This window comes from Microbacterium sp. LBN7 (assembly GCF_045690345.1).
Lineage (GTDB): Bacteria > Actinomycetota > Actinomycetes > Actinomycetales > Microbacteriaceae > Microbacterium.
On sequence record NZ_CP147856.1, the window covers coordinates 757,681 to 782,958 of the forward strand.

Sequence of the window (25,278 nt, forward strand, 5' to 3'; positions counted from 1 at the left end):
GGTTGCGGAAAGGGACGGATGACAGCGCGGACTCTGCGAGTCCGGCATCCGTTGCGAGAGAAGCGGCTCTAGATGAGCGGACGCACCGGGGTCGAGCCGAGAGCGTCGATCCGCACAGCGGCGATCGTGGTCATGATGTCCTCCTCAGGGGCTCGGCGGCGTCGCCCGGTCGGCGCGACAGCCCACCAGCCTATTCCTGTGAACCAGCTGAAGGCAAGAGTCATTCCCGATTGATCGGATCGCCCCGCGCCACGGAGGTCGCAGCCGCGGCTCAGCTTCGCGTCGTGCGCCCGAGCTCGGCCCTCAGCAGACGATGCAGGTTCGCGCCGAGCACCGAGAAGATCTCCTCTTCGCCCCAGCCCCGCCGGAGCAGCGCCTCGGTGACGAGCGGGAGCCCCGTCGGCCCTTCGAGTCCCGGGATGTAGCAGTCGACCGGCACGCCTTCGACCAGCTCCTCCACGCAGCAGGGGGCTGTCGTGTCTTCGAGGACCTCGCGGACGAAGTCCGGCCCCATGCCGACGTGGTCGATGCCCGCGATCGAGACGACATGCTCGAGGTGATCGACGACGGTGTCGAGCGTGTGGGTGTCGGCGTGCAGGTACGACGCGAAGAAGTTGACGCAGACGACCCCGCCGCCTGCGGCGATCGCCGCGATCTGCGCGTCGGTGAGGTTGCGATGGTGATCGAACAGGGCCCGCGCCGACGAGTGCGACGCGATGACGGGGCGGGTCGCGAGTTCGAGCACGTGATCGACGCCGGCTGCCCCGAGGTGACTGACGTCGAAGATCATCCCGATCCGCTCCATCTCCGCGAAGGCCCGGATGCCGGGGCGCGTGAGCCTGCTCCCCGCGGCATCCTCGCCGCTGCCGTCCGCGAACGCACTGCGACCGAAGTGCGCGACGGAGCCCATGCGAACGCCCAGCCGGTGCACGGTCTCGAGCAGCTCGACGTCTTCGGCGATGCCCGGCATGCCCTCGAGTGCCAGCACGAGCGCGATGCGCCCCTCGGCGACCGCCCTGTCGATGTCGGCACCGGTGAGGCAGAGGGCCACGGCGTCGGCGTTCCCCTCCGCGAGGCGGTGCGCGGCCTCGATCATGCGGAGCGTTCGCCGCAGGGCGCCTTCGGGGCGATAGAACTCGTCGATGAAGACGGGAAGGATCTGCAGATCGACGCCGCCGGCCTGCAGCTGCGGAAGCCACTGCCTGCGGAAGAACGACGCCCACTCATCCGACGGCCGAGTCGCGACCGCGCACAGCAGGTCGTTGTGCGCGTCGGCGACGAGGGCGCTGCGGTGGAGCGCGGCTGCTCGGTTATCGGTCATGCGCCCATCCTGCCGCGCTGGGACACCTGATCCGGGCATATCGCCCGAACGGCGCGAGAAGTAACGTGATCGTCACGCAGATCTCAGCGTGCGGAGGACTCTCTGGCCAGCAGGCTCTCCTTGACCGGGAGGCCCCAGGCGAAGCCGCCGAGGCTGCCGTCGGTGCGCAGCACGCGGTGGCACGGCACGAACAGCGCCGGTGCGTTCCGCGCGCAGATGGATGCCGCGGCGCGCACGGCACGTGGGTTGCCCAGTCGTGCTGCGAACGAGGTGTAGGTCAGGGGCTCTCCCGCGTCGATCGCACGCAGCTCGGCCCAGCCGGCGAGCTGCAGCGCCGTTCCGGTCTGCTTCACGGCGACCGCGTCGATCGCGGAGAGGTCCCCCGCATAGTAGGCGAGGGCCGCAGCGGCGGCATCCGTCTCTCCGTCGCGGATCGCCTCAGGGCGGGCGGAGGCTGCCAGTCGGCCGACGATCGCGTCGGCGTCGGCCGTCCAGCCGGACGAGAGCACGCGCTGCCGGTCGTCGACGAGGATCGTGAAGGGGCCGTCGGCGGTGTCGATGGTCTGGATGATCGCGGTCATGATGTCTCCTTCGAAGTGACGGTTCGGGTGATGCGGGCGGGGCGAATCGGTGCGGCTCGCCAGAGATGCGCGCTCAGGTAGCTGCGCCAGGGAGCGGCGCGCTCTGCCCAGGCCGTGAGCGCCTTGGGCTCGCCCGGGAGGCCGGAAGCCGCGGCACCGGCGCGCAGCGCCACGTCTCCGGGGAGCAGGATGTCGGGATCGCCGAGCACCCGCATCCGCACGTAGTCGGCGGTCCACGGACCGATACCCGGCATCGCGAGCAGCGCGGCGCGCTGCTCCGCTCCGTCGTCGCCGACGGTGAGGCGCAGGGACCCGTCTGCGAGGGCCGCGGCGGCTCCGGTGATCGCTCGGATTCGGGCGGCCGGCCCGCGCAGCACCTCGGTGCCGCGCTCGGCGATCGCGGCCATCGTCGGGAAGAGCAGACCGCTCTCCGTGCGCTCCCCCAGCGCCTCGGCGAGCCCGCTGAGCGCGGTGCGCGCCGCCACGACGGTGATCTGCTGTCCGATCATGGCGCGGATCAGCATCTCGTGCGGGTCGGCCGATCCGGGAACGCGGATGCCCGGTGTGCGCGCCACGAGCGGCGCGACCTCAGGGTGGGCGGAGAGAGCCTCGGCGACGGCGATCGGGTCGGCGTCGAGGTCGAAGATGCGGCGTACGGTCGCGACGAGAGGCGCGAGGTCGGAGAGCCGTGCGACGCGGGCGCGGAGGCGCAGGCGCTCGGCGGCATCCTGGCGCACCTCGAACCAGGCGCCACCTCCGCTCATGCGCAGGTGGCGGGAGAACGACGTCGGCGTCGCCTCCTCGACCCCCGGCAGGGCCCGCGCCGTCATCCAGTCGAAGATGCCGCTGGCATCGAGCGGGCCGCGGTACGGCAGCACGAGGTCGATCACGCCGGAGGCGACCTCGATGCCGGACGACCGTCGGCGCGCACGCAGCTCGCCGGGAGTGAGTCCGAACACCTCGCGGATCGTGTCGTTGCCCTGCCGGATGCTGGCGAAGCCGGCCGAGAATGCGACATCGGAGATCGGCATGTCGGTTCCGACGAGGAGCATCCGCGCGGTGTGCGCCCGATGCGCCCTGGCCAGCGCGAGGGGACCCGCGCCCAGCTCGGCGCTGAGCAGTCGGGTGAGGTGACGCGAGGAGTACCCGAGCCGTGCAGCCAGCCCCGGCACGCCTTCGCGTTCGATCACGCCGTCGGCGATCAGACGCATCGCTCTGGCCGCCGTGTCGCCGCGGACGTTCCAGGCGGGAGAGCCGGGAGCCGCCTCCGGCAGGCAGCGCTTGCACGCACGGTAGCCGGCCTCGTGGGCGGCCGCGCTCGTCGGATAGAACGTGACGTTCTGCGGTTTCGGCGTGCGCGCGGGGCAGCTCGGCCGGCAGTAGATGCCGGTCGAGCGCACCGCCGTCACGAACTGCCCGTCGAAGCGCGTGTCGCGGGCGTTGATCGCCCGATAGCGTTCGTCGAAGTCAGTCAGGGGGAGGCTCATGCCCCCACTCTGTCACGACCCGCCGACATCGACTGGCGGGAATCGGACATCGCTGTCGATGCCCCGGATCAGTGGAAGAAGTGCCGCTCCCCGGTGAAGAACATCGTCACACCGGCCTTGCGAGCAGCATCGATGACCTCTTCGTCGCGCACCGACCCACCCGGCTGCACGATGGCCGTGACACCCGCGTCGATGAGCACCTGGGCGCCGTCCGCGAATGGGAAGAACGCGTCGGACGCCGCGACCGATCCGGCCGCGCGATCTCCCGCCCGCTCGACCGCGAGGCGGCACGAGTCGACGCGATTGACCTGGCCCATGCCGACGCCGACCGTGGCGTTGTCCTTCGCGAGCACGATCGCGTTGGATTTCACCGCGCGGCACGCCTTCCACGCGAAGATGAGGTTGACCATCTCGTCATCGCTCGGACGCTCACCGGAGACGAGCTCCCAGTTCTCGGCGACGGATCCGATGTCGTCGGGGAAGCGGTCGGCGTCCTGCAGCAGCAGGCCACCGGAGACCAGACGCACGTCCATCCGCTCCTGCTGCCAGTCCTCCGGCAGCTGCAGCAGGCGGAGGTTCTTCTTCGCCTTGAACACCTCGAGCGCGGCCGGCTCGAACGAGGGCGCGACGATGACCTCGGTGAAGATGTCCTTCAGGTTCTCGGCCATCTTGAGGGTCACCGTGCCGTTGGCGGCGATCACGCCGCCGTACGCCGACACCGGGTCGCACTCGTGCGCGCGCAGGTGCGCGCTGGCGATGGGGTCGAGGGCGTTCGGCGCGGTGGTGGCGATCCCGCACGGGTTCGCGTGCTTGATGATCGCCACAGCCGGCTTCACCATGTCGTAGGCGGCACGCAGCGCGGCATCCGCGTCGACGTAGTTGTTGTACGACATCTCCTTGCCCTGGAGCTGCGTCGCCTGCGCGATGCCGTGGCCGCCGGCGCGCGTGTAGATCGCGGCGCGCTGGTGCGAGTTCTCGCCGTAGCGCAGCGTGGCGAGACGCTCGGCCTGGATCGTCAGGTGCACCGGCAGGTCGTCCGGCTCGCCGAGCGTTCCCTCGGCGAACCACTGCGCGACGGCGGTGTCGTAGGAGGCGGTGTGCGCGAACGCCCGGGCGGCGAGTTCGCGGCGCTGCGACAGCGAGGTGCCGCCTTCGCCGATCGCCGCGACGACCGCGGGATAGGACTGGGGAGAGACGACGATCGCGACGTTGGCGTGGTTCTTCGCCGCGGCGCGCACCATCGCCGGCCCGCCGATGTCGATCTGCTCCACGACGTCGTCGCCGACGGCACCGGAGGCGACCGTCTCGACGAACGGGTAGAGGTTCACCACGACCAGCTCGAACGGGGCGATGTCGAGCTCCTGCAGCTGGCGCTCGTGGTCCGCGAGACGGAGGTCGGCGAGCAGACCACCGTGGACCTTGGGGTGCAGCGTCTTCACGCGTCCGTCGAGCATCTCCGCGACGCCCGTGACGGCGGCGACGTCGGTCACGTCGAAGCCCGCATCGCGGATCGTCGCGGCCGTCGATCCGGTCGAGACGATCTCCACTCCGGCGGCGGCCAGCGCTTGGGCGAGCACGAGCAGATCGGTCTTGTCGCTCACCGAGACGAGCGCGCGCCGGATCGGCACGGTGTCGCGATCGCGGTAGAGCGAGGGGTCGTGGCGGGGGCCGGCCATGGTGGGCTCCTTCGTGCGTGAGGTGCGTCGGGTGGAAGCTGTCAGGGTGCGGGGGTCAGTGCGAGCTCGCCGGTGGCGATGGCGCGCACGACGTCGATGAGCAGTCGACGCTCGACGGGCTTGATGCGCTCGTGCAGGCTGTGCTCGGTGTCGCCGGGCAGGATCGGCACGCGTTCCTGCGCGAGGATCGGTCCGGTGTCCACACCGTCGTCGACCACGATCACGCTCGCACCGGTCTGCTCGACGCCGGCGGCCAGCGCGTCGCGAACGCCGTGGGCGCCCGGGAACTCCGGGAGGAACGCCGGGTGCGTGTTCAGCAGCCGCGGCGAGTACTCCGCGACCAGCGCCGGCGGCAGCAGGCGCATGAGCCCGCTGAGGACGACCAGATCCGGAGTCCAGACGGCGAGCTGTCGTCCGAGCTCTTCACCCCACGCCTCGCGACTGTCGTGCTCGTGCCACGGCACCGTGAAGCTGGGGATGCCGAACTCCTCGGCGTGCGCCAGCCCGTCGGCTTCGCGGTCGGCGCCGACCACGACGACCCTGGCGGGGAAATCGGGGTGACGAGCGGCCTCGAGGAGGGCGCGAAGGTTCGAGCCGGTGCCCGAGATGAGAACGGCGACCGTGAGCACGCGCCCAGTCTACCGGGGCGCGGGCAGTGCTCCCGCCTCACATCCGCCGTCGTCCGAGGGCATCAGTCGAGACGGTCCGAGGGGTCGCGCTTCGGGATCGTGAACCCGCGGAGGTCGTCCAGCGGCGCCGTGTCGTCGAACGGGGAGGGGCCGGTGGTGCGTGCCGCGTCGGATGCCGGCGCCGGGTCGCCGTCCACGAGCGGCTCGGCCGACATCTCGGCCAGCCACCGATCGGTGCGCTCCTCCGCCAGCTCGTCGCGATGTCGCGGCGACAGCAGCAGGATCGCGGCCCCGAGGAGCACCTCGCCGCCCAGGGCGAGCGCGAACGGGAGCGGCGACGGCCCGACCTCTGCCAGTCGACCCGGTCCCATCGACCCCGAGGCGAGCACCGCGGCGAGCGCGGCGATCCCCGCGGTCACGGCGCCGATGCCGAGTGCGATGACCGTTCGCTGGGACATGCCGAGCGGCGTGCCCTCCCACACCAGGCGGGAGCGGACGGCCCAGCCGGCGAAGGCACCGGCGGCGATCGGCACGAGCACGATGATCAGCATCCAGATCGAGCTGTTCTCCGGGAGCAGGCCGAAGACCGGGATGCCGGGGACCACTCCCAGCTGCGTGCCCGCCGGCGACACCGCGGTCCCGGCGCCGACCGCGAAACCCGGTCCCGCGATCCAGGACGCCACCCACACGATCAGCGTCGGCAGGTAGACGAGCTGGCCGAGCGTCATGACCGTCAGCCCGAGCACGTCGACGCGGGCCGCCTGGAACAGGGCGACGACCTCCCCGCCGCGCAGCGCGATCATCACGGCGAGCGCCGTGGCCGCCGCGCCCGTCACGGCGACGATGACGATGGCCGTGCCGCGCACGATCGCGGCCGGGACCGCCGCCCAGTCCTCCCTGGCGTCGAGCGCGTCGTGGATGCGATCCAGCAGGCCCCCGTCGCCCTCCTCCCAGGCGACGCGGACTCCGCCGCACATCGCGCCGACGAGGTACACCGCAGGCGGGAGGAGGATCGCCAGGAACAAGGGGGTCTGCGCCGCCGCGAGCTCTGTGCTGAGCGCGACGCCGGTCGCGATGAGGGCGAAGACGGCCGAGCCGGAGAGCGCGCCGAGGAGCCAGGCGCCGGCGGTCGCGGCACGCTTGCCGGAGCGTGCGGCGAACAGCAGGGTGAACAGCAGGAATGCGAGCGGGGTGATCGACACGGCGAAGCTCGCGGCTTCGGTCGGGAGGCCGAGCGCGACGATGAGCTCGTCGGGGATCGTCACCGCGAGCGGCACTCCGTGACCAAACTCCCACAGGGTGCCGGTGAGCGGCCAGAGCGCACCCCAGTCGGCGGTGACGCCGAACGCCAGCGTCCAGAGCAGCGTCAGCGGCGCCAGGAGCACGGCGAGGCCGACCGCGGCGGCGATGGCGGCGTCGAAGGCGGCGAGGAGCGCGACGAGGAGGCGTTGCATATCGAATCGAGACTACGACGAGTTCCCGCTCACCTCCTGGGGGCGCGCGCTGGTCGGACGACACGATAGCGTCTTCTCCGGAGGTTCCCCCGATGACAACTGCCCCGTCCCCCGCCCACGCGCCCACTGAGCCCACGAGCGCTCTCGATCGCTACTTCGAGATCAGCAAGCGAGGATCCACGGTCGGCACCGAGATCCGCGGTGGCCTGGTGACGTTCGTCACGATGGCGTACATCGTGATCCTGAACCCGATCATCCTGTCGGGGAAACCCGATGTCGCGGGCGACATGCTCGCCTTCAACGCCGTGGGAGCTGCCACCGCCCTCACCGCCGGTGTGATGACGATCCTGTTCGGACTCGTCACGCGCCTGCCGTTCGGCTTCGCGGCAGGTCTCGGCATCAACGCCTTCGTGGCCTTCTCGGTGGTCGGCCAGGTCACCTGGCCCGAGGCGATGGCGCTCGTGATGATCAACGGCGTCATCATCGTGCTGCTCGCGGCCACCGGACTGCGGAAGGCGATCTTCGACGCGGTCCCCTTCCAGCTGAAGATCGCGATCACGGTCGGAATCGGCCTGTTCATCGCCTTCATCGGCTTCGTCAACTCCGGCTTCGTCACCGCGACGGGCGCCTCCTCTCCCCCGGTCGGCCTCGGCGTGAACGGCTCGGTGGCGACCGTGCCGAGCCTGCTCTTCGTGATCACGCTCCTGCTCACCGGCATCCTGGTGGCGCTGCGGATCAAGGGCGGCATGCTGATCGGACTCGTCGGCGGCACGGTGCTCGCCGTGATCGTCGAGGCGATCTGGCACATCGGCCCGCGCGGCTTCGACGACGAGGGGAATGTCGTCAACCCCGGCGGCTGGGGGCTGACCGTTCCCGCGCTGAACGGCTCGCCTGTGAGCGTTCCGGACCTCAGCCTGGTCGGCGCCGTCGACTTCACGTTCGACTTCGGCAAGGTCAGCGTCGTCGCGCTGGTCATGATCGTCTTCACACTGCTCTTCACGAACTTCTTCGACGCCATGGGCACCATGACTGGCCTGGCCAAGGAGGCGAACCTCGCCGATGACAACGGCGACTTCCCCCGCATCAAGTCCGCACTGATCGTCGAGGGTGTCGGCGCGATCGCCGGCGGCGCGACCTCGTCCTCCTCGAGCACCGTGTTCATCGAGTCGGGTGCGGGCATCGGCGAAGGGGCGCGCACCGGCCTCGCGAACGTCGTCACCGGCGTCGTCTTCCTGCTCGCGATGTTCCTGACGCCGCTCACGTCGATCGTGCCGACCGAGATCGCCGCTGCCGCGCTGATCATCGTGGGTGCGATGATGATGGCGCAGATCCGCCACATCGACTTCGGCGACTTCCGTGTGCTGCTGCCGGTCTTCCTCACCGTGTCGGTCATGCCGCTGACCTACTCGATCGCCAACGGCATCGGCGCGGGCTTCGTCAGCTGGGTGCTCATCCACGCGTTCTCCGGCAAGGCCAAGAGCATCAGCCCCCTGCTGTGGGTGGTCGGCGCGGGCTTCCTGATCTTCTTCGCGCGGGGCCCGATCGAGGCGCTGTTCGGCATCGGGATCTGATATCCCGATATGAAGGAGGGGGCGGATGCTGCGGCATCCGCCCCCTCCGTCTTACGCTCGTCGTCGTGACGGATCCCGGCGACGAACAGGAGTTCACGCTGCTGCATCGGATGAACACCTGGGGTCTGTCGAGCGATCGTCCGGGGAGTCTGAGCTGGGAGTACCGCGGGCAGGTCTGGCGGGCGCGCCGCCCGGCCGACGGCGATCCTCCCTCGGAGGTCAGCGTCCGATGCCCCCAGTGCTACGAGACCCTCACGCTCCGCGTCGAGTCGGTGCGAGGGATGCGTCGGCGGAAGACCATCCTCCGATGCGCAGCCCTGATCCTCGCCCTCATCGGCGTACTCGCCATCGTCTCGTGCGCCGCCCAGGTCGGCGTGGCCGACGACAGCTCTCTCGCCGACGGCATCCGCTCGTCGGCGAGCGCCGGGGCAGCCATCAGCACGCTGCTCGTGATCGCGTCGCTCACGGCGGCGTGGACGCTGATCCTCACGGCCGCGAACCAGGTCGGGGTGCAGGGCCACGGCGCGGGAGCTCCGGCCTTCGCCCGGCATCGTGTGCAGCAGGGCCCGTCGTCACCGGCCCCGTAGCGATCCCGGCGGCTCTCTGGTAGACCGGAGGCACCTCCCGAGAAGGTGGATCCGATGTCCGCATCCGACGCGGCCGCAGGCGCCCGCTATGTCACCGACGGCGGTCTCGAGACCGACCTGATCTTCCACCATGGCGTCGAACTTCCCGACTTCGCCGCGTTCGTGCTGCTCGACGACGAGCGTGGCCGTGGCCTGCTGCGGGAGTACTACCGCGGGTTCGCCGAGGTCGCGCGCGCCCACGGCGCCAGCCTGAGGCTCGAGTCCGCCACCTGGCGGGCGAGCGCGGACTGGGGTGCGCGACGGGGGTACGACGCGGCAGCCCTCCGCAGGTCCAACGTCGCCGCGGTGGACCTGCTCCACGATGTCGCGGCGGATTTCCGCGATCTGCCCGAGGTCCGCCTCGTCGGGGTGATCGGTCCCCGCGGCGACGGCTACCGACCCGGCTCATGGGACGCCCGCAGCGGAGCCGACGACGCACTCGCCTACCACCGGGCGCAGGTGCAGGCGCTCAGCGATGCCGGAGTGCACGTCATCGCGGCGTACACGCTCACGGATCCCGCCGAGGCCATCGGCATCGTCCGCGCCGCACGCGAGGCCGGGATGCCGGTCGAGATCTCCTTCACGGTGGAGACCGACGGGCTTCTCGCCTCGGGACGCACTCTGGCGGAGACGATCGACCTCGTCGATGCGGCCGCCTCGCCGGACGGCTATCTGTTGAACTGCGCGCATCCGGAGCACCTCGACCGCGCGATCGATCCGACGGTCACCGCGCGGATCATCGGCATCCGTCCCAACGCGTCTCGTCTGTCGCACGCGGAACTCGACGAAGCCGAGCAGCTCGACGACGGCGATCCGGAGGAACTCGCCGCCCGCACCGTCGAGCTGCTGCAGCGGATGCCGGCTGTGCGCGTGATCGGCGGATGCTGCGGCACCGACGTGCGCCATATCGCGGAGATGTGGCGTCGGCTCAGCGCTCAGGAATCCGGCTGAGGCGACGAGGCTCCGTCGCCGAGCAGATCTCAGGCGAACGCGGCGGCGAACTCGGGTGCCGGCTCGATCGGCTCGATCACGTCGATGAGCACGCCGCCCGGCGCCTCGACGATGAAGTGCCGCTGGCCGAAGGCCTCGTCGCGCAGCGTGAGGCGTTCAGGGAGCTCGCGCTCCCCCACCAGCCGGGCATGCTCGGCGGTGGCATCGGCGACCTCGACGTTGAGCAGCAGTCCACGCACCGGCTCACGGAAACCGGCGGGGATCGTCTCATGCCGCCGGTCGAGGATCGCGAGCTCGCCGCCCTCGAAGCGCAGGCTCACGTACCAGTCGGTCTCGAAGGTCGTCTCGAAGCCGAGCTCGTCTCGATAGAAGGCCGCGGCTTCGGCGACGTCGTCGACCATCAGCACGGGGTAGAAGCTCGTGATGTGCATGCGGATCTCCTTTACATACTCTGTGATTGTATCTTCGGGTCTAGAATACATACACACCGCACGTAAAGGAACCCTATGCCTCGAGCCTCCGCCGCCGACGCCGCCGCGACCGCCCGCCGGATCCTCGAGGTCGCCGGCGCCCACTTCGCCGAGCACGGCTACGCCGCAGCATCCGTCGACGAGATCGCTCGCGCAGCGCAGGTCACGCGCGGCGCCGTGTACCACCACTACACGTCGAAGCCGCTCCTCTTCGCGGCGGTGGCCTCCGCGCAGCAGGGGCTCGTCGCCGACGCGATCATGTCGGCCACGGCGGACAGCGCCCCGGATGCGGCGCTCCGCGACGGCAGCCACGCGTTCCTCGACGCGATCACGCGCGGCGCGGCCGCGCGCGTCCTGCTCGTCGACGGGCCTGCTGTGCTGAGCTGGGAGGACTGGCGACGGTTCGATGCCGAAGGCCCTGCCGTGACGTTGCACGAGGGTCTCGCCGACGCCGGGATCGCGCCGGCGCTGCGAGATGCACTGACGGCGGCACTCTCGGGAGCCATGAACGAGCTCGCGCTCTGGTTGTCGGAGCGGCCGGCGGATGCCGCGGCTCGCGCCCAGGCGCACGACGCGCTCGACCAGCTGCTGGACGCTGTGGTTCCGCAGACGTCCTGACCGCGGCCCAGGGCCCCACTTCTGCGGCCGGGCATGAAAGAAGGCCCCAGAGTGGAGTCCGGGGCCTTCAGATCAAGCGTAGCTCAGGTCAGAGACCTTCGACAATCGCACGCATCAGGTCAGCGGTCTCGGACGGCGTCTTGCCGACCTTGACGCCGGCGGCCTCGAGGGCCTCCTTCTTCGCCTGCGCGGTACCGGCCGAGCCCGAGACGATGGCGCCGGCGTGGCCCATGGTCTTGCCCTCGGGAGCGGTGAAGCCCGCGACGTAGCCGACGACCGGCTTGGTGACGTTCGCCTTGATGTAGTCGGCCGCACGCTCCTCGGCGTCGCCGCCGATCTCGCCGATCATCACGATCGCCTTGGTCTCGGGGTCGGCCTCGAACGCGGCGAGCGCGTCGATGTGCGTGGTGCCGATGACGGGGTCGCCGCCGATGCCGATGGCGGTCGAGAAGCCGAGGTCGCGCAGCTCGAACATCATCTGGTAGGTCAGGGTGCCCGACTTCGACACGAGGCCGATCGGTCCCTTCCCGGTGATGTTCGCCGGCGTGATGCCGACGAGCGCCTCACCGGGCGTGATGATGCCGGGGCAGTTCGGCCCGATGATGCGGGTCTTGTTGCCCTTGCTCTGGGCGTACGCCCACGCCTCGGCCGAGTCGCCGACGGGCACGCCCTCGGTGATGACGACCAGCAGCGGGATCTCGGCGTCGATGGCCTCGATCATGGCGTCCTTCGTGAAGGCGCCGGGGACGAAGGCGATCGACACGTCGGCGCCGGTCTCCTTCATGGCCTCGGCCACGGATGCGTAGACGGGGAGCTCGACGGCGTTGCCGTCCTTGTCGGTGTGCGCGACCGTGGTGCCGGCCTTGCGGGCGTTCACGCCGCCGACGACCTGGGTGCCGGCCTTCAGCATGAGTGCCGTGTGCTTGGTGCCCTCGCCGCCGGTGATGCCCTGGACGATGACCTTGGAGTCCTTGTTGAGGTAGATCGACATTTCTTCAGTCCTTGTGTCTCAGGCGTTGGCGAGCTCGGCGGCCTTGTCGGCGCCCTCGTCCATGGTGGCGGCCAGGGTGACGAGCGGGTGCGCGTACTCGGCGAGGATCGCGCGACCCTCGTCGACGCGGTTGCCGTCGAGGCGCACGACGAGCGGCTTGGATGCCGTGGCACCCAGCGTCTCGAGGGCACCCTTGATGCCGTTGGCGACGGCGTCGCACGCCGTGATGCCACCGAAGACGTTGACGAACACGCTCTTGACCTGCGGGTCGCCGAGGATGACGTCGAGGCCTGCGGCCATGACCTCAGCCGAGGCGCCGCCGCCGATGTCGAGGAAGTTGGCGGGCTTCACGCCGTTGTGGTTCTCACCGGCGTAGGCGACCACGTCGAGCGTCGACATGACGAGTCCTGCGCCGTTGCCGATGATGCCGACCTCGCCGTCGAGCTTCACGTAGTTGAGACCGGACGCCTTGGCCTTGGCCTCGAGCGGGTCGGCGGCGTCCTTGTCCTCGAGCGCCTCGTGCTCGGGGTGACGGATCTCGGAGGCGTTGTCGTCGAGCGTGACCTTGCCGTCGAGCGCGATGATGTCGCCCTCTTCGGTGCGGACCAGCGGGTTGACCTCGACGAGCGTCGCGTCCTCACCCTTGTAGACGTCGAAGAGCTTCACGAAGACGTCGGAGACCTTCTCGACGAGGTCCTCGGGGAAGTTCGCCGCGCGGGCGATCTCGACCGCCTTCTCCTTGTCGATGCCGGTGAGCGGGTTGACCTCGACGCGCGCGAGCGCCTCGGGACGCTCGACGGCGAGTTCCTCGATCTCCATGCCGCCCTCGACCGAGCAGAGGCTCAGGTAGGAGCGGTTGGCCCGGTCGAGCAGCACGGAGAAGTAGAACTCCTCGGCGATGCGTGCACCCTGGGCGACCATGACGCGCTTGACGACGTGGCCCTTGATGTCGAGGCCGAGGATGGCCTTCGCTGCCTCGTAGGCCTCGTCGGGGGTCTTGGCGACCTTGACGCCGCCCGCCTTTCCACGGCCGCCGGTCTTCACCTGAGCCTTGACGACGACCACGCCGCCGATCTTCTCGGCTGCCGCCCTCACCTCTTCAGGAGTGTCCGCGACGATGCCGGCGAGGACCGGCACTCCGTACTTCTCGAAAACGTCTCGTGCCTGGTACTCGTACAGATCCACTGTGGTTCCTTCACTGGGCTGCTGTCTGGTAATTCTCTCGATGTCGAGACATCGACCAGTCCCCCAGCCTACTACCTCCGCCCGAGAGCTCCCGCGGCGCACCCTGCCCGTATACCGGTCGGTTCCCGCGGATTGCACCCCCGATTGCGCTATCGCGCGGACGATCTAGGCTTTCGCTATGCGAGACTTCCCCGAACCGCGCGCCGCCGTCGTCGCCGCAGCCCTCGAGCTCTTCCAGGATCAGGGGTTCGACCAGACCTCCGTCGAGCAGATCGCCAAGGCGGCCGGGGTCTCGCGATCCACCTTCTTCCGGCAGTTCGGCGGCAAGGAGGATGTGGTCTTCGCCGACCACGAGGTGCTCCTGGAACGGCTCAGGGAGTTCCTCGCGGAAGGACATGACGACCCCTGGGGTGCCGTGTGCGCGGCATCCGAATCCGTCTTCGCCCACTTCGCGCACGATCCGGAGCTCGCACGACGCCGCTACCAGATCGTGCGGCAGGTGCCGGTGCTCCGCGAGCGCGAGATCATCACGGTCTTCCGCTACGAGCGACTGTTCGACGACTACCTGCGCGGCGCCCTCCCCGGCGTCGATCCCCTGGACGCCGTCGGCTTCGCCGCCCTCGTGACGGCCGTGCACAACCACGTCCTCCGCCAGCTGCTCCGCGGCAAGAAGAAGGTGCCGCTGTCGACGCTGCAGACGGCCCTCGCCGATGTCCGGCGGCGCTACGGCGTGGGAACGGATGCCACGGCCGGAGCTCCCGACGATGTCGTCGTCGCAGTGTTCCCGCGCTCGATGCCGATCGCCGAGATCACGCGACGATTGAAGTCGAAGCTCGACTAGCGACGGCTTCCACCGCCTCCTGGCACGCCGATCGAGATCCTGGGCGATGACTTTGTCGCCTCGCGCTAAGGTGAGCGGGTCGTGGACACGACCGGCGCGGTCTTTCCCGTCATAGCGGATCCCACGGTCAACTTCTATGGCCCCTACATTCCGGTACACCTGAACAGGCATGAGAGCATCACCGCAGTTTCTGGCTACGCCGCTTGTGCTGCTGTCCTGTCAAAGTCCCCTGTGCCGTTTGCGAAAGCTCTTCAGATTGCCTGCGCTGCAGTGACGGCGATCGGCTCCGCGCAATTGGTGGCGGGAAAATGCATCTCAATCCACTACGTCATAGGCGTCGGCGGCCCGGCCGGCGTATGGTGGCCCTGGATCAGGAATTGCTAGGAGGCCCGCATGATCGGCATCGTCATCGCCGGTGTGGCACTCCTCGTTCTGGGGGCGGTCGTGGGCAAAGTCGGCCCGAAACTTGGCACCACCCTCGCGATCTGCCTCGTGTTGGGATGGTTCGGAGTGCTGGCGTGGTTCGGCTCGACAGGCAACCTGAGCGGCCCTCTGATACAAGATCTGGCGCTCTATCTCCTGATCGGTCTCACCGCTTTTCTTGTGGGCTCGAACCTGACGAGTAGATCCTCACGCTCGCGGAGAACGCACCAAGATCTGTGACGACGGAGATCTGATCCACCTCGAAGGGTGTCGCCAACCAGCAGTTGGCGACACCCTTCGCTCGTTGGCGAACCCTCAGGCTGAGATGCAGGAAGAAGTTGATTCGTGGGACCGAGTATCGAGGAGTACGATACTTGGTGCCACGAAGGAGTACCCATGAGCATCGAAGCCCCCCTCCCCGGCGAGCGTGTCTCGTCGTATGACATCACCGGCCGCCAGGACAGCGACTACTACGCCGTCTTCGCCGACATCCCCGCCGCCGACCGCGAGGCGTGGGACCGCGCGAAGACCTACGTCGACGAGGTCGCTCCGCAGATGGCGGATGCCTGGGACCGCGCGGAGTACCCGCTCGACGCCGCCCGTCGCATGGGCGAGATGGACCTCGTCGTCGACGGCATCGACCACCCATCGCTGACGCGCCTCTCCCCGCTGGCCGCAGGTCTCGTCAACATGGAGATCTCCCGCGGCGACGGCTCACTGGGCACGATCCTCGCCGTGCAGGGCGGCCTCGCGCTGCGCACTCTGGCGCTCTTCGGCTCCCCGGCCCAGCAGGAGAAGTGGCTGACGGCCCTCGCGGACGGCTCGGTCCTCGGATCCTTCGCGCTCACCGAGCCCGACCACGGATCCGACTCCGTCTCGCTGGAGACGGTCGCCCGGCGCGACGGCGACAGCTGGATCATCCGCGGCGCGAAGAAGTGGATCGGCAACGGCGCCTCCGGCGGGATCACTTTCGTGTGGGCCCGCGTCGACGATGAGACGGCCACCGAGCACGGCGCCGTGCGCTGCTTCCTCGTCGAGCAGGACACCCCCGGATACACCGGCACCGTCATCCGCGGCAAGGCGTCGCTGCGGGCGATCCACCAGGCGCACATCCGGCTCGACGACGTGCGCGTCCCCCTCGACGCGGTGCTTCCCGGCGCTGCGAGCTTCAAGGACGCATCGACCGTGCTGTACGCGACGCGCTCCGGCGTCGCGTGGTCGGCGCTCGGCCACGCCACCGCCTGCTACGAGGCGTCGCTGGCCTACGCCAAGGAGCGCGTGCAGTTCGGCAAGCCCCTCGCGAAGTTCCAGATGGTGCAGGAGCGCCTGACGCACATGCTCGAGGACCTCACGGCCATGCAGCTGTACTGCCGTCGCATGGCCGACCTCGAGAACGCGGGAGAACTGCGACCGACGCAGGCCTCGCTCGCGAAGTTCCACAACACGCGCGCGGCGCGCCGGGTGGCGTCGACCGCGCGCGATCTGTTGGGCGGCAACGGCATCCTGCTGGAGAACGGCGTGATGCAGCACATGGCCGACATCGAGGCCATCCACACCTACGAGGGCACCGAGAGCGTGCAGGCGCTGCTGCTCGGCCGCGACATCACCGGGATGAGCGCGTTCGCCTGATCCGCTGCCGGCCGCCAGCGATCCTGACGCATCATGCAGATGAGCCGGTCCCGCCCGTCCCAGCTCGGAACCCGCACGAATCCGCGGGATTCGTAGAGGCGCACGGCTGCGGCACGCCAGTCCCAGACCGACAGGCGCACGGGGCCTTCGGCTGCGGCGACAGCGGCGTCGAGAAGAGCGGAGCCGATGCCGCGGCCACGAGCGGCGGGCGCCGCCCAGAGACGCTTGATCTCGGCCGCGCCGTCGAGCCGCGCCAGGACGACGACCCCCATCGTCACCTGGTCGACGTCGGCGAGGAGCACGGGGAAGCCGGCGTACGCGGCGGCAGGATCGTCGACCTCGGCGCGATATCGCTCAGGGAGCGCATCGCCGCCGTCGTGCCGCGGCGCGAGTCCCTCTCGGCGCTTCTCCGCCTCGGTCTGCCGGAGGTAGGCGCCGACGGCGGCGGACACGACGGCGGCATCCGATCCGGAGAGATCCGCCGGACGGATCACGGGAGCGGAGGCATCCACTGCCATGCCCGGGCTCCGGGTCAGCTGCAGCCGCAGGCGCCGGCCGGCGTCTTGACCATGAAGCAGACGTCGCACACGCCGTAGTCGCGATCGGCCACGGGCGTGGGCGCACGCTCGCCACGAGGAGCCGAGACGCGCGGCGTCGTCGTGCGCTTCGGCTTGGGCTGCGCGATCGGCATGAACTCGGTCGGGTGATTGACGTAGAAGTACGGCGCACGCCCCTCGCTCGGCTGCAGGCGCAGCGGAGCCGCGCCGATCACGAGCCGCTCGTCTTCGGTGAATCCGTTCGTGTAGGTGCGTCCGATGTGGAGGGAAGCCCCTTCACCACGACGGATCGCCTCGATGTAGCGACCGCGGTCGATGTACGAGCTGATGCCGATAGCCTCGACGATGGCCGTGATGAACGCGTAGTTGGAGATGTCGATGCGGTGCGCGCGCAGCGCTTCGTTGAGCGAACGGTATGGACGGGAGGTGCCTGCGGGGGTCGGCCCCTGTACTTCTTTCATCCTCTCCAGGATCGCACGTCTGAGCGCCGGCTTCGACCGCTTCTCTGCCGCCGCCGTGCGAGACTGGCGTGATGGCACGGGCGACGATCATCGGCGCAGGTCCCAACGGACTCGCAGCCGCCGTCGCGCTCGGACGCGCCGGCTACGACGTGCACGTGCTCGAAGCCTCCGACACGGTCGGCGGAGGCATCCGGACGCAGGAGTCCACGCTCCCGGGATTCCGGCACGACGTGTGCTCGGCCGTGCATCCCGCGGCCGTCTCGTCGCCGTTCTTCCAGGCATTCGGACTCGCCGAGCGCATCGAGTGGATCCATCCGGAGATCTCCTACGCCCACCCGCTCGATGGCGGACGCGCCGCGATCGCCTGGCACGACATCGAGCGCACGGCCGCAGGGCTGGGCGTCGACGAGCAGGCATGGCTCGCCCGTGTGCGGCCGTTGAGCACGCGCATCGAGGGTCTCGTCGACTTCACCGGCAATCAGCTGCTGCGCGTTCCGCGCGACCCGGTCACCGCCGCCCGCTATGCGATCAGGATGCTGGATCAGGGCACGCCCTTGGCCGGACGCGCATTCCTCGGCGATGCGGCCGCCGCCCTGATGTCGGGAGTCGTCGCGCATGCGAACTCTCCGCAGCCGACGCTCGCGGGCGCCGCCGCCGGGATGCTCCTCGCCGCGTTCGGCCACGCCGGCGGCTGGCCGTACCCGCGCGGCGGCGCGCAGCAAATCGCCGACGCGCTGATCGCCGACATCGAGTCCTACGGCGGGACCATCGAGTCAGGCGTCCCTGTCACCGACCTGCGGCGGCTCGACTGGGGCGATCCCGCGCGGGGCGATCTGCTGCTGCTCAGCACCTCGCCGCGCCTCGCCCTCACCCACGCCGATGTGCCCGCCGCCTACGCCAGGGCGATCTCGGCCTACCGCTACGGCGCGGCCGCGGCCAAGGTCGACTTCGCACTCGACGGCCCGATCCCGTGGACGAACCCCGACGTCCGACAGGCGCCGACCGTGCACCTGGGCGGCACGCGCGCGGAGATCTGGGCCAGCGAGAACGCCGTCGCGGCCGGACGCGTCAGCGAGCGCCCGTATGTGCTCGCCGTGCAGCCCTCGGTGCTCGACCCCTCGCGCGCGCCGGAGGGCAGAGCAGTGCTGTGGGCGTACATCCACGTACCGAACGGATCGGATCTCGACCCCACCGAGCTGATCACCGCGCAGGTCGAGCGCTTCGCACCCGGTTTCCGCGACCTGATCCTCGCGCATCACGCCGTGCCGGCATCCTCGCGCGAGGCGATCAATCCCGCGGAGATCGGCGGAGACATCTCGGGCGGAGTGTTCGACATCCGGCAGGCGCTGCGACGGCCGACGCTGTCCCCTGTGCCGTGGCGGACGCCGATGCACGGGGTCTACCTGGCCTCGGCATCGACCCCTCCCGGTCCCGCGGTCAACGGCATGGCCGGCTGGCACGCGGCGCGCACCGCCCTGCGCGATGCGGGGACGCCGACGGACCTCGGCGACCTGTTCGCCTGAGCCGGTCCCCCTTCCGCCGCACGACCCCCGCGGCCAGGATGGGACCATGCGCTACGACATCCCCTCCCCGATGCTCGCGAAGGCCGTCCCGGCGGTGCCCGACCCGGCGAAGACGCCCGGCGGACTGCTGTACGAGCCGAAGTGGGACGGCTTCCGCGGCCTCATCGCGTGGGACGGCGAGACGGTCGAGATCGGCTCCCGCGGCGCGAAGCCGCTCACCCGGTACTTCCCCGAGCTCGTGGAGGCCATCCCGGAACTCCTCCCCGGTCCGTGCCTCCTCGACGGCGAGATCGTCGTCGCCACCGGACCGCAGGGCGCCCAGCGCCTGGACTGGGAGGCGTTGAGTCAGCGCATCCACCCCGCCGCGTCCCGCGTCGCCAAGCTCGCGGCGGAGACGCCCGCCATGTTCATCGCGTTCGACCTGCTGGCGTACGGGGACGACGATCTGCTCGGACAGTCCTTCGAGACCCGCCGCGCCCGTCTCGAGACCGTGATGGATGCCGTCGAGCATCCCCTGCACATCACACGCACCACGCGTGACCGCGACGCCGCCGTCCGCTGGCTCGCCGAGTTCGAAGGCGCGGGCCTCGACGGGGTCGTCGCCAAGCCGCTCGATCAGCCCTACGCCCCCGGCAAGCGCACCCTCTTCAAGATCAAGCATGCGCGCACGGCCGATGTGGTCGCGCTCGGCTACCGGATCCACAAGTCCGGTTCGGGCGTCGGCTCGCTGCTCGTGGGACTCCACGACGACGACGGCACCCTGCGGCAGGTCGGCGGCGTCGCCGCGTGGAGCGATGCGCGTCGGCAGGAACTGGTCGAGGAGCTCGCGCCCCTCGTCGAGCGCGACGAGAGCGGCGACGCGGTCACCGGCGAGGGCGAGCGGTCACGGTTCAGCGGCGCGAAGGACGTGTCGTTCGTGCGGTTGCGCCCTGAGCGCGTGCTCGAGGTGCGCTACGACCAGCTCGAGGGCGCGCGCTTCCGCCACACCGTGCAGTTCGAGCGCTGGCGTCCCGACCGCGATGCCCGCTCCTGCGCCTACGACCAGCTCGACACGGTCGCCGGCTACGACCTCGCCGACGTATTGTCCTGAGGCCGCGTCAGTCGCCTCACGGCAGCAGTTCGATCACTTGCGGTCGCGCCGGCCCCGTGCTTGCTGGCGGACTCGTGTGCTTTCACGCCGCCGACGCCGTCAGCGCGTCGCGGATGACCTCCGAACGGGTCTTTCCTTCACGCTGAGCACGCGCATCGAGGGCCGCGATCTCGTCCAGCGTGAGACGCAGAGCGACGACTTGAGACGGTTCGGCGCCCCGCCCTGGGCGTCCGCGTCCGCGTCGCTTCATCGCCTCGACGTCGTAACCCGCCTCGGCTTCGGCCGCCCAAGCGGCGATCTGTTCCTCCGTGACGGGCTTTCCGTTGATCGTCTCTCGCGCTGCCATGTCATTAATGTATGACGAAAATGCCTGAGGATCAACGGTCAATCATCAATCGGATTGCCCTCGGCATCCCAGTTGCCGGCGACCTTCTTGCTCGGCTGCACACGCGGCGGCTCCCCGGGCATCTTCGGGAACTCCGGCGGGAAGGACAGCTCACCGAGCCCGTTCTCCTTGTCGCGCTCCCACCACTCGAGCAGGGTGTCGATGCGTCCCGGCGAGGTCTGCATGTCCGCCCAGGGGTCGCCGACGTCCGCGAGCCGCTGCGGGATGCTGCGCACCGTGAACACGGTCGGGTCGAGCCCGTCGAGCTCCTCCCACAGGACCGGCGTCGAGACGGTCGCACCCGGCAGGGCACGTGGACTGTAGGCGCCGGCCATCGTGCGGTCCCGGTTGGCCTGGTTGAAGTCGACGAAGATCCGCTCCCCGCGCTCCTCCTTCCACCAGTTCATGGTGACCTGCTCCGGCATCCGGCGCTCCAGCTCCCGCCCGGCGGCGATCACGGCATGACGCACGTCGAGGAACTCATGCGTCGGCTCGATGGGGGCGAAGATGTGCAGACCGCGGTTGCCGCTGGTCTTGGCGAACGCGTCGAGGCCGGCCTCGCGAAGCACCTCGCGCAGCGTGTGTGCGGCGGTGACGGCATCCGCGAAGTCCGTTCCCGGCTGCGGGTCCAGGTCGATGCGCAGTTCGACGGGGTTGTCGGCATCCGTCGCCAGCGACGCCCAGGGATGGAACACGATCGTGTTCATCTGCACGGCCCAGACGATCGCACTGGCGCGGTTGAGGACGATCTGCGGATGCTGGCGCCCGCTGTTGTAGGTCATCATCTCGGCGTCGACGAAGTCAGGCGTGCCCTTCGGCGGGTTCTTCGAGAAGAACCCCTCCTTCCGCGGCTTTCCCGCCGCTTCGATGCCGTCGCGGAAGCGCTCGAGGGACACGGCCCTGTTGCCGTTCGCGTTGAGGAATGCGATCGACACCGACTGCACGTACTCGGCGAGCTCGGCCTTGGTGATGCCGAGGTCCGGCCACACCACACGGTTGGGGCTGGAGAGCACGACCTCGCGCTCTCCGTCGGAGTCGGCGACGGTCAGGGTCACGCGTTCGGAGGCCATGCTCCGACCCTAGGGTGCCGACGGATTCCGGGGAAGACCGCGCTCAGTCGTCGAGGTCGACCGCGAGCACCAGGACCGGTGCGAGCGCGTCGCGCTCGACGACGATCGACGGCCCCGCGGTGTCGACGATCACGCCGGCCATCTCGGCGTGACTCGAGAGCACCTTGGCGAGCTGCTCGGGTTCGAACGGCAGCGGGCGATCGCCCCGGCCGAGCGCGATGACCTCGAGCGGATGCGAGAAGAGCTGGAGGAACCGTCGGCCGTCGGTGGTCTGCGCCTCGGCGATGCCGACCTGACCGGTGCCGCTGCCGTCGTTCACGGCCACCCACATGCGCTTCGACGCGAGCGCCTCCCCGACCTTCGCGGCGGAGTCCTGTTCCCGCGGCGCGGCGAGGAGCGACTTGACCGTCATGTCGACGTCGGCCTGATCGAGCGTCTTCTGCAGCAGCTCGGTCGGGAACACCACGCGGTGCGGTGCGGAGGCGTTGTCCACGATGAGACCCGCGAAGTCGCCGGACACCACCTGCTGCAGCACGGAGGTGACCGGCTGCGCCACCGCCGAGCTCGCGGCGGGATCGTCTTCCAACTGCACCGAGTCGCGCACGGCGGCAGCGGAGCTGAACGCGAGCATGAACTGGCGCTCGGCATCACGGACGACCGCGACCGCGAGCGGCTTGCCCTCGCTGATCTGCGTGCGCGCGTCGCCGATCACGCGGATGTACAGGTGCCCCTGCAGAGCCTGGCGCATGACGCCGAGCAGCTGCTCGTTCGTCGCGCCGGCCTCGACCTCCTTGAGGGCCTCGCGGAGCAGGACGTTGTCCTTCATCCCGGCGATGGTCTCGGTCTGCTCGGGCGGCAGGCTCGGCGCGAGCGGGAGCCGCCGGTCCTGCGGAATCGCGAGCTGGGGGGCGGGCTGCGCCGCCGACGGCCGCGGAGTCGGCAGACCCGACGGGGCCGACGGAGAAGCGGATGCCGCTGCCCCGGGCGCCGCCTCGGGGTCGGGCAGAGCGACCTCGGGGCCGGCTTCCTCACCGACGCCGCGGAACGCCTGGACGGAGATGCCGATCGTGGGCGCCGCGGCGACCGGTTCGGCGACAGCCGTCTCGGCTGCGTCGTCGGCGGGCGTGCGCGATTCGGTCTCGGGGGCGTCTGCTGCCGGGGCGACGGCGTCGTCGCTGGACTTCTTGCGGCGGGAGAAGAGGGCCATATGAGCCAGCCTAACCCGCTCGCGAGCCCTAGATCTTCTCGATCGGCGCGACCTTGATGAGCAGCTTCTTCTGCCCCGCGGTGTCGAAGCGCACGTGCGCGATGCGCTTCGCGCCCTCACCGGTCACGGCATCGACCCTGCCCTCGCCGAAGTCGACGTGACGGATGCGATCACCTGCGGTGAGCTCGAGGTCGCCGTTGTCGCGCATCTTGGCGGTGACGCGGTTGGGGAACTTGTCCATCGCTGTCGAGAGCGGCTTGAGCGATTCCCTGCCCGGCAGCGCCTTGACGCCGAACCGGTCGCCCGAACCCGAGCCCGATCCGCCGAATCCGCCGGAACGACGCGCGTTCAGGGCACGCGACTGCATGCCCCCACGCGAGTTGACGTCGCCCGGCGACTGGCGCCAGTCGATCAGCGCCGCGGGGATCTCCTGCAGGAAGCGACTGGGCATCGCGACCGTGACCTCGCCGAACTGCGCCCTGGTCATCGCGAGCGAGAGGTGCAGCCGCTTGCGGGCCCGGGTGATGCCGACGTAGAACAGTCGGCGCTCCTCCTGGGGGCCTCCGGGCTCGCCCGCCGAGATGCGATGCGGGATGAGGTCTTCCTCGACGCCCGTGACGAACACGGCGTCGTACTCGAGGCCCTTCGCCGTGTGCATCGTCATCAGGGAGACCGTTCCGGACTCGTCGTCGAGGTCGTCGGCATCCGACACCAGCGCGACCTCGGTGAGGAAGTCGACGATCGTGCCCTCGGGGTTGTTGCGCGCGAAGTCGCGGGCGACGGCGACGAACTCGTCGAGGTTCTCGACGCGGGCCTCGTCCTGCGGGTCGCGGCTCGCCCGGAGCGAATCGAGGTACCCGCTCTTCGAGAGCAGCAGGCTCAAGCCGTCGGCGACGGTGGTCGGGGCCGGGAGCTCGCCGGATGCCGGGAGCATGATCGCCGTGGCCTCGGCGAGAACGGCGTCGAGGTGCGCGATCGCGGCCTGGATCTTCGGGCCGAAGCCGAGTTGCGCCGAGTTGGCCAGGGCATCGCGGAAGCTGATGCCGTGCTCCTCTGCGAAGCGAGCGATCGCGGTCTCCGTGACGTCGCCGATGCCGCGGCGCGGCTTGTTCAGGATGCGGCGCACCGACATCTCGTCGGCCGGGTTCGCGACAGCGACGAGGTAGGCGAGCGCGTCCTTGATCTCGGCGCGCTCGTAGAACTTCGTGCCGCCCATGATCTTGTACGGCACCGCGGAGCGGATGAAGATCTCCTCCAGCGCGCGGGACTGCGAGTTGGTGCGGTAGAACACGGCCATCTCCGAGTACGGCATGCCGGCTCGGCGCAGCACCTCGATCTCGTCGGCCACGAACTGCGCCTCATCGTGCTGCGAGTAGCCGGTGAAGCCGATGATGGCGTCGCCGTCGCCCTTGTCGCTCCAGAGCTTCTTGTCCTTGCGGTCGAAGTTGTTGCCGATGACGGCGTTCGCCGCGGACAGGATGTTCTGGGTCGAGCGGTAGTTCTGCTCGAGCAGCACCACCCGCGCACCCGGGAAGTCGCGTTCGAACTCGCTGATGTTGCGGATGTCGGCGCCGCGGAACGCGTAGATCGACTGGTCGGAGTCGCCGACCACCGTGAGCGAGGCACCGCCGAGGGCGGGGGTCGTCTCAGGTTCGAAGATCATCATGCCGTTCGAGGCATACGGATCGGGAGCGTCGGAGGAGACCGGCCTCGTCAGCTCGTGGATCAGCGCGTACTGCGCGTGGTTGGTGTCCTGGTACTCGTCGACCAGGATGTGCCGGAAGCGGCGCCGATAGGTGTCGGCGACCTGCGGGAAGGCACGGAAGAGGTACACCGTCTGACCGATGAGATCGTCGAAGTCGAAGGCGTTGGCCTTCTGCAGCTGCCGCTGGTAGTCGGCGAACAGCTCGACGAAGATGCGCTCGGTCGGGTCGCTCATGTTGGCCTGGCGGGCGTACGACTCGGCATCGGAGAGCTCGTTCTTGAGCTTCGAGATGCGCGACTGCACGGAGGCCGGGGTGAGGCCGTAGGCATCGGCCTCGTGCTCCTTCACGAGGCGCTTGATGAGCGCGCGCGAGTCACCCGAGTCGTAGATCGTGAACGTCTTCGTGAACCCGAACTGCTCGGCCTCGCGGCGCAGGATGCGCACGCACGCGGAGTGGAACGTCGAGATCCACATGCCGCGGGCGGCGTCGCCGATGAGTCCGGCGACGCGCTCGCGCATCTCGCCCGCAGCCTTGTTCGTGAACGTGATCGCGAGGATCTGGCTCGGCCACGCCTCGCGGCCGCGGAGCAGCGACGCGATGCGGCGCGTGAGCACGCTCGTCTTGCCGGATCCGGCGCCCGCGACGATGAGCAGCGCGGGTCCGCGGTAGGTGACGGCTTCGAGCTGCTGCGGGTTCAGTCCGGCGAGGAGGTCGTCCTGTCCCTCGGCCCCTGCGGAGCGGGGACCGGCGGTTCCGGGGACGATGAGGGGAGCTTCGGTCATGGCCTTATGAGTCTAGGCCGCGGCACCGACACCGCGGCACGGCG

25 protein-coding genes are annotated in these 25,278 nt (G+C 69.7%); 9 read left to right on the plus strand and 16 right to left on the minus strand.

Features of this window, described 5'->3' with window-relative positions; all coding sequences use genetic code 11:
• Nucleotides 1-68: 68 nt before the first annotated feature.
• From LBN7_RS03620 to LBN7_RS03650, 7 genes are all read right to left on the minus strand, one after another.
• Entirely contained in the window at nt 69-224 is a 156-nt protein-coding gene (locus LBN7_RS03620) for a hypothetical protein (RefSeq protein ID WP_165808020.1), read from the minus strand.
• Nucleotides 225-271: 47 nt separating this feature from the next.
• Nucleotides 272-1,321, minus strand: a complete 1,050-nt coding sequence (locus LBN7_RS03625; protein ID WP_407360975.1) for a dipeptidase — start codon at nt 1,319-1,321, stop codon at nt 272-274.
• Nucleotides 1,322-1,404: 83 nt separating this feature from the next.
• Complete coding sequence (locus LBN7_RS03630; RefSeq protein ID WP_116634626.1) at nt 1,405-1,902, minus strand: methylated-DNA--[protein]-cysteine S-methyltransferase; 498 nt, start codon at nt 1,900-1,902, stop codon at nt 1,405-1,407.
• A complete protein-coding gene (locus tag LBN7_RS03635) occupies nt 1,899-3,389 on the minus strand; it encodes a DNA-3-methyladenine glycosylase 2 family protein (protein WP_407360976.1) in 1,491 nt (496 codons plus the stop codon). Before LBN7_RS03635 ends, LBN7_RS03630 begins: the two co-directional genes overlap by 4 nt.
• A 68-nt stretch (nt 3,390-3,457) precedes the next feature.
• Nucleotides 3,458-5,065: a bifunctional phosphoribosylaminoimidazolecarboxamide formyltransferase/IMP cyclohydrolase gene (gene purH, locus LBN7_RS03640; protein WP_407360977.1), complete on the minus strand. Its 1,608-nt coding sequence runs from the start codon at nt 5,063-5,065 to the stop codon at nt 3,458-3,460.
• A gap of 41 nt (nt 5,066-5,106) precedes the next feature.
• Entirely contained in the window at nt 5,107-5,694 is a 588-nt protein-coding gene (gene purN, locus LBN7_RS03645) for a phosphoribosylglycinamide formyltransferase (RefSeq protein ID WP_341946032.1), read from the minus strand.
• A 62-nt stretch (nt 5,695-5,756) separates the two neighbouring features.
• Nucleotides 5,757-7,148: a DUF6350 family protein gene (locus LBN7_RS03650; RefSeq protein ID WP_116634622.1), complete on the minus strand. Its 1,392-nt coding sequence runs from the start codon at nt 7,146-7,148 to the stop codon at nt 5,757-5,759.
• A 92-nt stretch (nt 7,149-7,240) separates the two neighbouring features.
• On the opposite strand from LBN7_RS03650, the gene LBN7_RS03655 reads away from it, so the two are divergent.
• The 3 genes from LBN7_RS03655 to LBN7_RS03665 all read left to right on the plus strand — a co-directional run bounded on the left by LBN7_RS03655 (nt 7,241) and on the right by LBN7_RS03665 (nt 10,296).
• Nucleotides 7,241-8,719, plus strand: coding sequence for an NCS2 family permease (locus LBN7_RS03655; RefSeq protein WP_341946034.1), 1,479 nt, complete (start codon nt 7,241-7,243; stop codon nt 8,717-8,719).
• Between the two features lie 65 nt (nt 8,720-8,784).
• Nucleotides 8,785-9,306, plus strand: coding sequence for a hypothetical protein (locus LBN7_RS03660; RefSeq protein WP_407360978.1), 522 nt, complete (start codon nt 8,785-8,787; stop codon nt 9,304-9,306).
• A 54-nt stretch (nt 9,307-9,360) separates the two neighbouring features.
• Nucleotides 9,361-10,296, plus strand: coding sequence for a homocysteine S-methyltransferase family protein (locus tag LBN7_RS03665; RefSeq protein ID WP_116634619.1), 936 nt, complete (start codon nt 9,361-9,363; stop codon nt 10,294-10,296).
• 29 nt (nt 10,297-10,325) lie between these two features.
• Here LBN7_RS03665 and LBN7_RS03670 read toward each other — a convergent pair whose 3' ends face one another.
• Complete coding sequence (locus LBN7_RS03670; RefSeq protein ID WP_341946037.1) at nt 10,326-10,727, minus strand: VOC family protein; 402 nt, start codon at nt 10,725-10,727, stop codon at nt 10,326-10,328.
• Between the two features lie 75 nt (nt 10,728-10,802).
• On the opposite strand from LBN7_RS03670, the gene LBN7_RS03675 reads away from it, so the two are divergent.
• Nucleotides 10,803-11,384, plus strand: coding sequence for a TetR family transcriptional regulator (locus LBN7_RS03675; protein ID WP_341946038.1), 582 nt, complete (start codon nt 10,803-10,805; stop codon nt 11,382-11,384).
• A gap of 88 nt (nt 11,385-11,472) precedes the next feature.
• On the opposite strand, the gene sucD is transcribed toward LBN7_RS03675, so the two are convergent.
• Both sucD and sucC read right to left on the minus strand, forming a co-directional pair.
• Nucleotides 11,473-12,375: a succinate--CoA ligase subunit alpha gene (gene sucD / locus LBN7_RS03680; protein WP_116634616.1), complete on the minus strand. Its 903-nt coding sequence runs from the start codon at nt 12,373-12,375 to the stop codon at nt 11,473-11,475.
• Between the two features lie 18 nt (nt 12,376-12,393).
• A complete protein-coding gene (sucC, locus tag LBN7_RS03685) occupies nt 12,394-13,560 on the minus strand; it encodes an ADP-forming succinate--CoA ligase subunit beta (protein WP_045252498.1) in 1,167 nt (388 codons plus the stop codon).
• Between the two features lie 178 nt (nt 13,561-13,738).
• Between sucC and LBN7_RS03690 the strand changes: the two genes are divergently transcribed.
• From LBN7_RS03690 to LBN7_RS03700, 3 genes are all read left to right on the plus strand, one after another.
• A complete protein-coding gene (locus LBN7_RS03690; protein WP_341946039.1) occupies nt 13,739-14,401 on the plus strand; it encodes a TetR family transcriptional regulator in 663 nt (220 codons plus the stop codon).
• A gap of 393 nt (nt 14,402-14,794) precedes the next feature.
• Nucleotides 14,795-15,064 carry a hypothetical protein gene (locus tag LBN7_RS03695; RefSeq protein WP_407360979.1) on the plus strand — a complete coding sequence of 90 codons (270 nt, stop codon included), beginning with the start codon at nt 14,795-14,797 and terminating at the stop codon, nt 15,062-15,064.
• 156 nt (nt 15,065-15,220) lie between these two features.
• On the plus strand, nt 15,221-16,453 hold the full coding sequence (locus LBN7_RS03700; RefSeq protein ID WP_407360980.1) for an acyl-CoA dehydrogenase family protein: 1,233 nt from the start codon (nt 15,221-15,223) through the stop codon (nt 16,451-16,453).
• Here the strand turns inward: LBN7_RS03700 and LBN7_RS03705 are convergent.
• Both LBN7_RS03705 and LBN7_RS03710 read right to left on the minus strand, forming a co-directional pair.
• Entirely contained in the window at nt 16,381-16,971 is a 591-nt protein-coding gene (locus LBN7_RS03705; RefSeq protein ID WP_407360981.1) for a GNAT family N-acetyltransferase, read from the minus strand. The two genes, LBN7_RS03700 and LBN7_RS03705, sit on opposite strands and share 73 nt — an antisense overlap.
• 14 nt (nt 16,972-16,985) lie before the next feature.
• Entirely contained in the window at nt 16,986-17,471 is a 486-nt protein-coding gene (locus LBN7_RS03710; RefSeq protein WP_116634612.1) for a hypothetical protein, read from the minus strand.
• Nucleotides 17,472-17,542: 71 nt separating this feature from the next.
• Between LBN7_RS03710 and LBN7_RS03715 the strand changes: the two genes are divergently transcribed.
• Both LBN7_RS03715 and LBN7_RS03720 read left to right on the plus strand, forming a co-directional pair.
• Nucleotides 17,543-18,994 carry a phytoene desaturase family protein gene (locus tag LBN7_RS03715; protein WP_407360982.1) on the plus strand — a complete coding sequence of 484 codons (1,452 nt, stop codon included), beginning with the start codon at nt 17,543-17,545 and terminating at the stop codon, nt 18,992-18,994.
• Between the two features lie 46 nt (nt 18,995-19,040).
• Entirely contained in the window at nt 19,041-20,084 is a 1,044-nt protein-coding gene (locus tag LBN7_RS03720; protein WP_407360983.1) for an ATP-dependent DNA ligase, read from the plus strand.
• 82 nt (nt 20,085-20,166) lie between these two features.
• On the opposite strand, the gene LBN7_RS03725 is transcribed toward LBN7_RS03720, so the two are convergent.
• The 4 genes from LBN7_RS03725 to LBN7_RS03740 are packed head-to-tail and all read right to left on the minus strand — an operon-like array spanning nt 20,167 to nt 25,234.
• On the minus strand, nt 20,167-20,430 hold the full coding sequence (locus tag LBN7_RS03725) for a ribbon-helix-helix domain-containing protein (protein ID WP_116634609.1): 264 nt from the start codon (nt 20,428-20,430) through the stop codon (nt 20,167-20,169).
• A gap of 38 nt (nt 20,431-20,468) precedes the next feature.
• On the minus strand, nt 20,469-21,539 hold the full coding sequence (ligD, locus tag LBN7_RS03730; RefSeq protein ID WP_407360984.1) for a non-homologous end-joining DNA ligase: 1,071 nt from the start codon (nt 21,537-21,539) through the stop codon (nt 20,469-20,471).
• Nucleotides 21,540-21,582: 43 nt separating this feature from the next.
• Nucleotides 21,583-22,746: an SseB family protein gene (locus tag LBN7_RS03735; protein WP_341946046.1), complete on the minus strand. Its 1,164-nt coding sequence runs from the start codon at nt 22,744-22,746 to the stop codon at nt 21,583-21,585.
• 28 nt (nt 22,747-22,774) lie between these two features.
• A complete protein-coding gene (locus tag LBN7_RS03740) occupies nt 22,775-25,234 on the minus strand; it encodes an ATP-dependent helicase (protein WP_407360985.1) in 2,460 nt (819 codons plus the stop codon).
• Nucleotides 25,235-25,278 lie beyond the last annotated feature (44 nt).

Excerpts from the sequence above, each read along its gene's own strand:
- LBN7_RS03620 (WP_165808020.1), bottom strand. The coding sequence starts at position 224 with ATGACTCTTGCCTTCAGCTGGTTCACAGGAATAGGCTGGTGGGCTGTC.
- LBN7_RS03625 (WP_407360975.1), bottom strand. The coding sequence starts at position 1,321 with ATGACCGATAACCGAGCAGCCGCGCTCCACCGCAGCGCCCTCGTCGCC.
- LBN7_RS03630 (WP_116634626.1), bottom strand. The coding sequence starts at position 1,902 with ATGACCGCGATCATCCAGACCATCGACACCGCCGACGGCCCCTTCACG.
- LBN7_RS03635 (WP_407360976.1), bottom strand. The coding sequence starts at position 3,389 with ATGAGCCTCCCCCTGACTGACTTCGACGAACGCTATCGGGCGATCAAC.
- purH (WP_407360977.1), bottom strand. The coding sequence starts at position 5,065 with ATGGCCGGCCCCCGCCACGACCCCTCGCTCTACCGCGATCGCGACACC.
- LBN7_RS03650 (WP_116634622.1), bottom strand. The coding sequence starts at position 7,148 with ATGCAACGCCTCCTCGTCGCGCTCCTCGCCGCCTTCGACGCCGCCATC.
- LBN7_RS03655 (WP_341946034.1), top strand. The coding sequence starts at position 7,241 with ATGACAACTGCCCCGTCCCCCGCCCACGCGCCCACTGAGCCCACGAGC.
- LBN7_RS03665 (WP_116634619.1), top strand. The coding sequence starts at position 9,361 with ATGTCCGCATCCGACGCGGCCGCAGGCGCCCGCTATGTCACCGACGGC.
- LBN7_RS03670 (WP_341946037.1), bottom strand. The coding sequence starts at position 10,727 with ATGCACATCACGAGCTTCTACCCCGTGCTGATGGTCGACGACGTCGCC.
- LBN7_RS03675 (WP_341946038.1), top strand. The coding sequence starts at position 10,803 with ATGCCTCGAGCCTCCGCCGCCGACGCCGCCGCGACCGCCCGCCGGATC.
- sucD (WP_116634616.1), bottom strand. The coding sequence starts at position 12,375 with ATGTCGATCTACCTCAACAAGGACTCCAAGGTCATCGTCCAGGGCATC.
- LBN7_RS03690 (WP_341946039.1), top strand. The coding sequence starts at position 13,739 with ATGCGAGACTTCCCCGAACCGCGCGCCGCCGTCGTCGCCGCAGCCCTC.
- LBN7_RS03695 (WP_407360979.1), top strand. The coding sequence starts at position 14,795 with ATGATCGGCATCGTCATCGCCGGTGTGGCACTCCTCGTTCTGGGGGCG.
- LBN7_RS03700 (WP_407360980.1), top strand. The coding sequence starts at position 15,221 with ATGAGCATCGAAGCCCCCCTCCCCGGCGAGCGTGTCTCGTCGTATGAC.
- LBN7_RS03705 (WP_407360981.1), bottom strand. The coding sequence starts at position 16,971 with ATGGCAGTGGATGCCTCCGCTCCCGTGATCCGTCCGGCGGATCTCTCC.
- LBN7_RS03710 (WP_116634612.1), bottom strand. The coding sequence starts at position 17,471 with ATGAAAGAAGTACAGGGGCCGACCCCCGCAGGCACCTCCCGTCCATAC.
- LBN7_RS03715 (WP_407360982.1), top strand. The coding sequence starts at position 17,543 with ATGGCACGGGCGACGATCATCGGCGCAGGTCCCAACGGACTCGCAGCC.
- LBN7_RS03720 (WP_407360983.1), top strand. The coding sequence starts at position 19,041 with ATGCGCTACGACATCCCCTCCCCGATGCTCGCGAAGGCCGTCCCGGCG.
- LBN7_RS03725 (WP_116634609.1), bottom strand. The coding sequence starts at position 20,430 with ATGGCAGCGCGAGAGACGATCAACGGAAAGCCCGTCACGGAGGAACAG.
- ligD (WP_407360984.1), bottom strand. The coding sequence starts at position 21,539 with ATGGCCTCCGAACGCGTGACCCTGACCGTCGCCGACTCCGACGGAGAG.
- LBN7_RS03735 (WP_341946046.1), bottom strand. The coding sequence starts at position 22,746 with ATGGCCCTCTTCTCCCGCCGCAAGAAGTCCAGCGACGACGCCGTCGCC.
- LBN7_RS03740 (WP_407360985.1), bottom strand. The coding sequence starts at position 25,234 with ATGACCGAAGCTCCCCTCATCGTCCCCGGAACCGCCGGTCCCCGCTCC.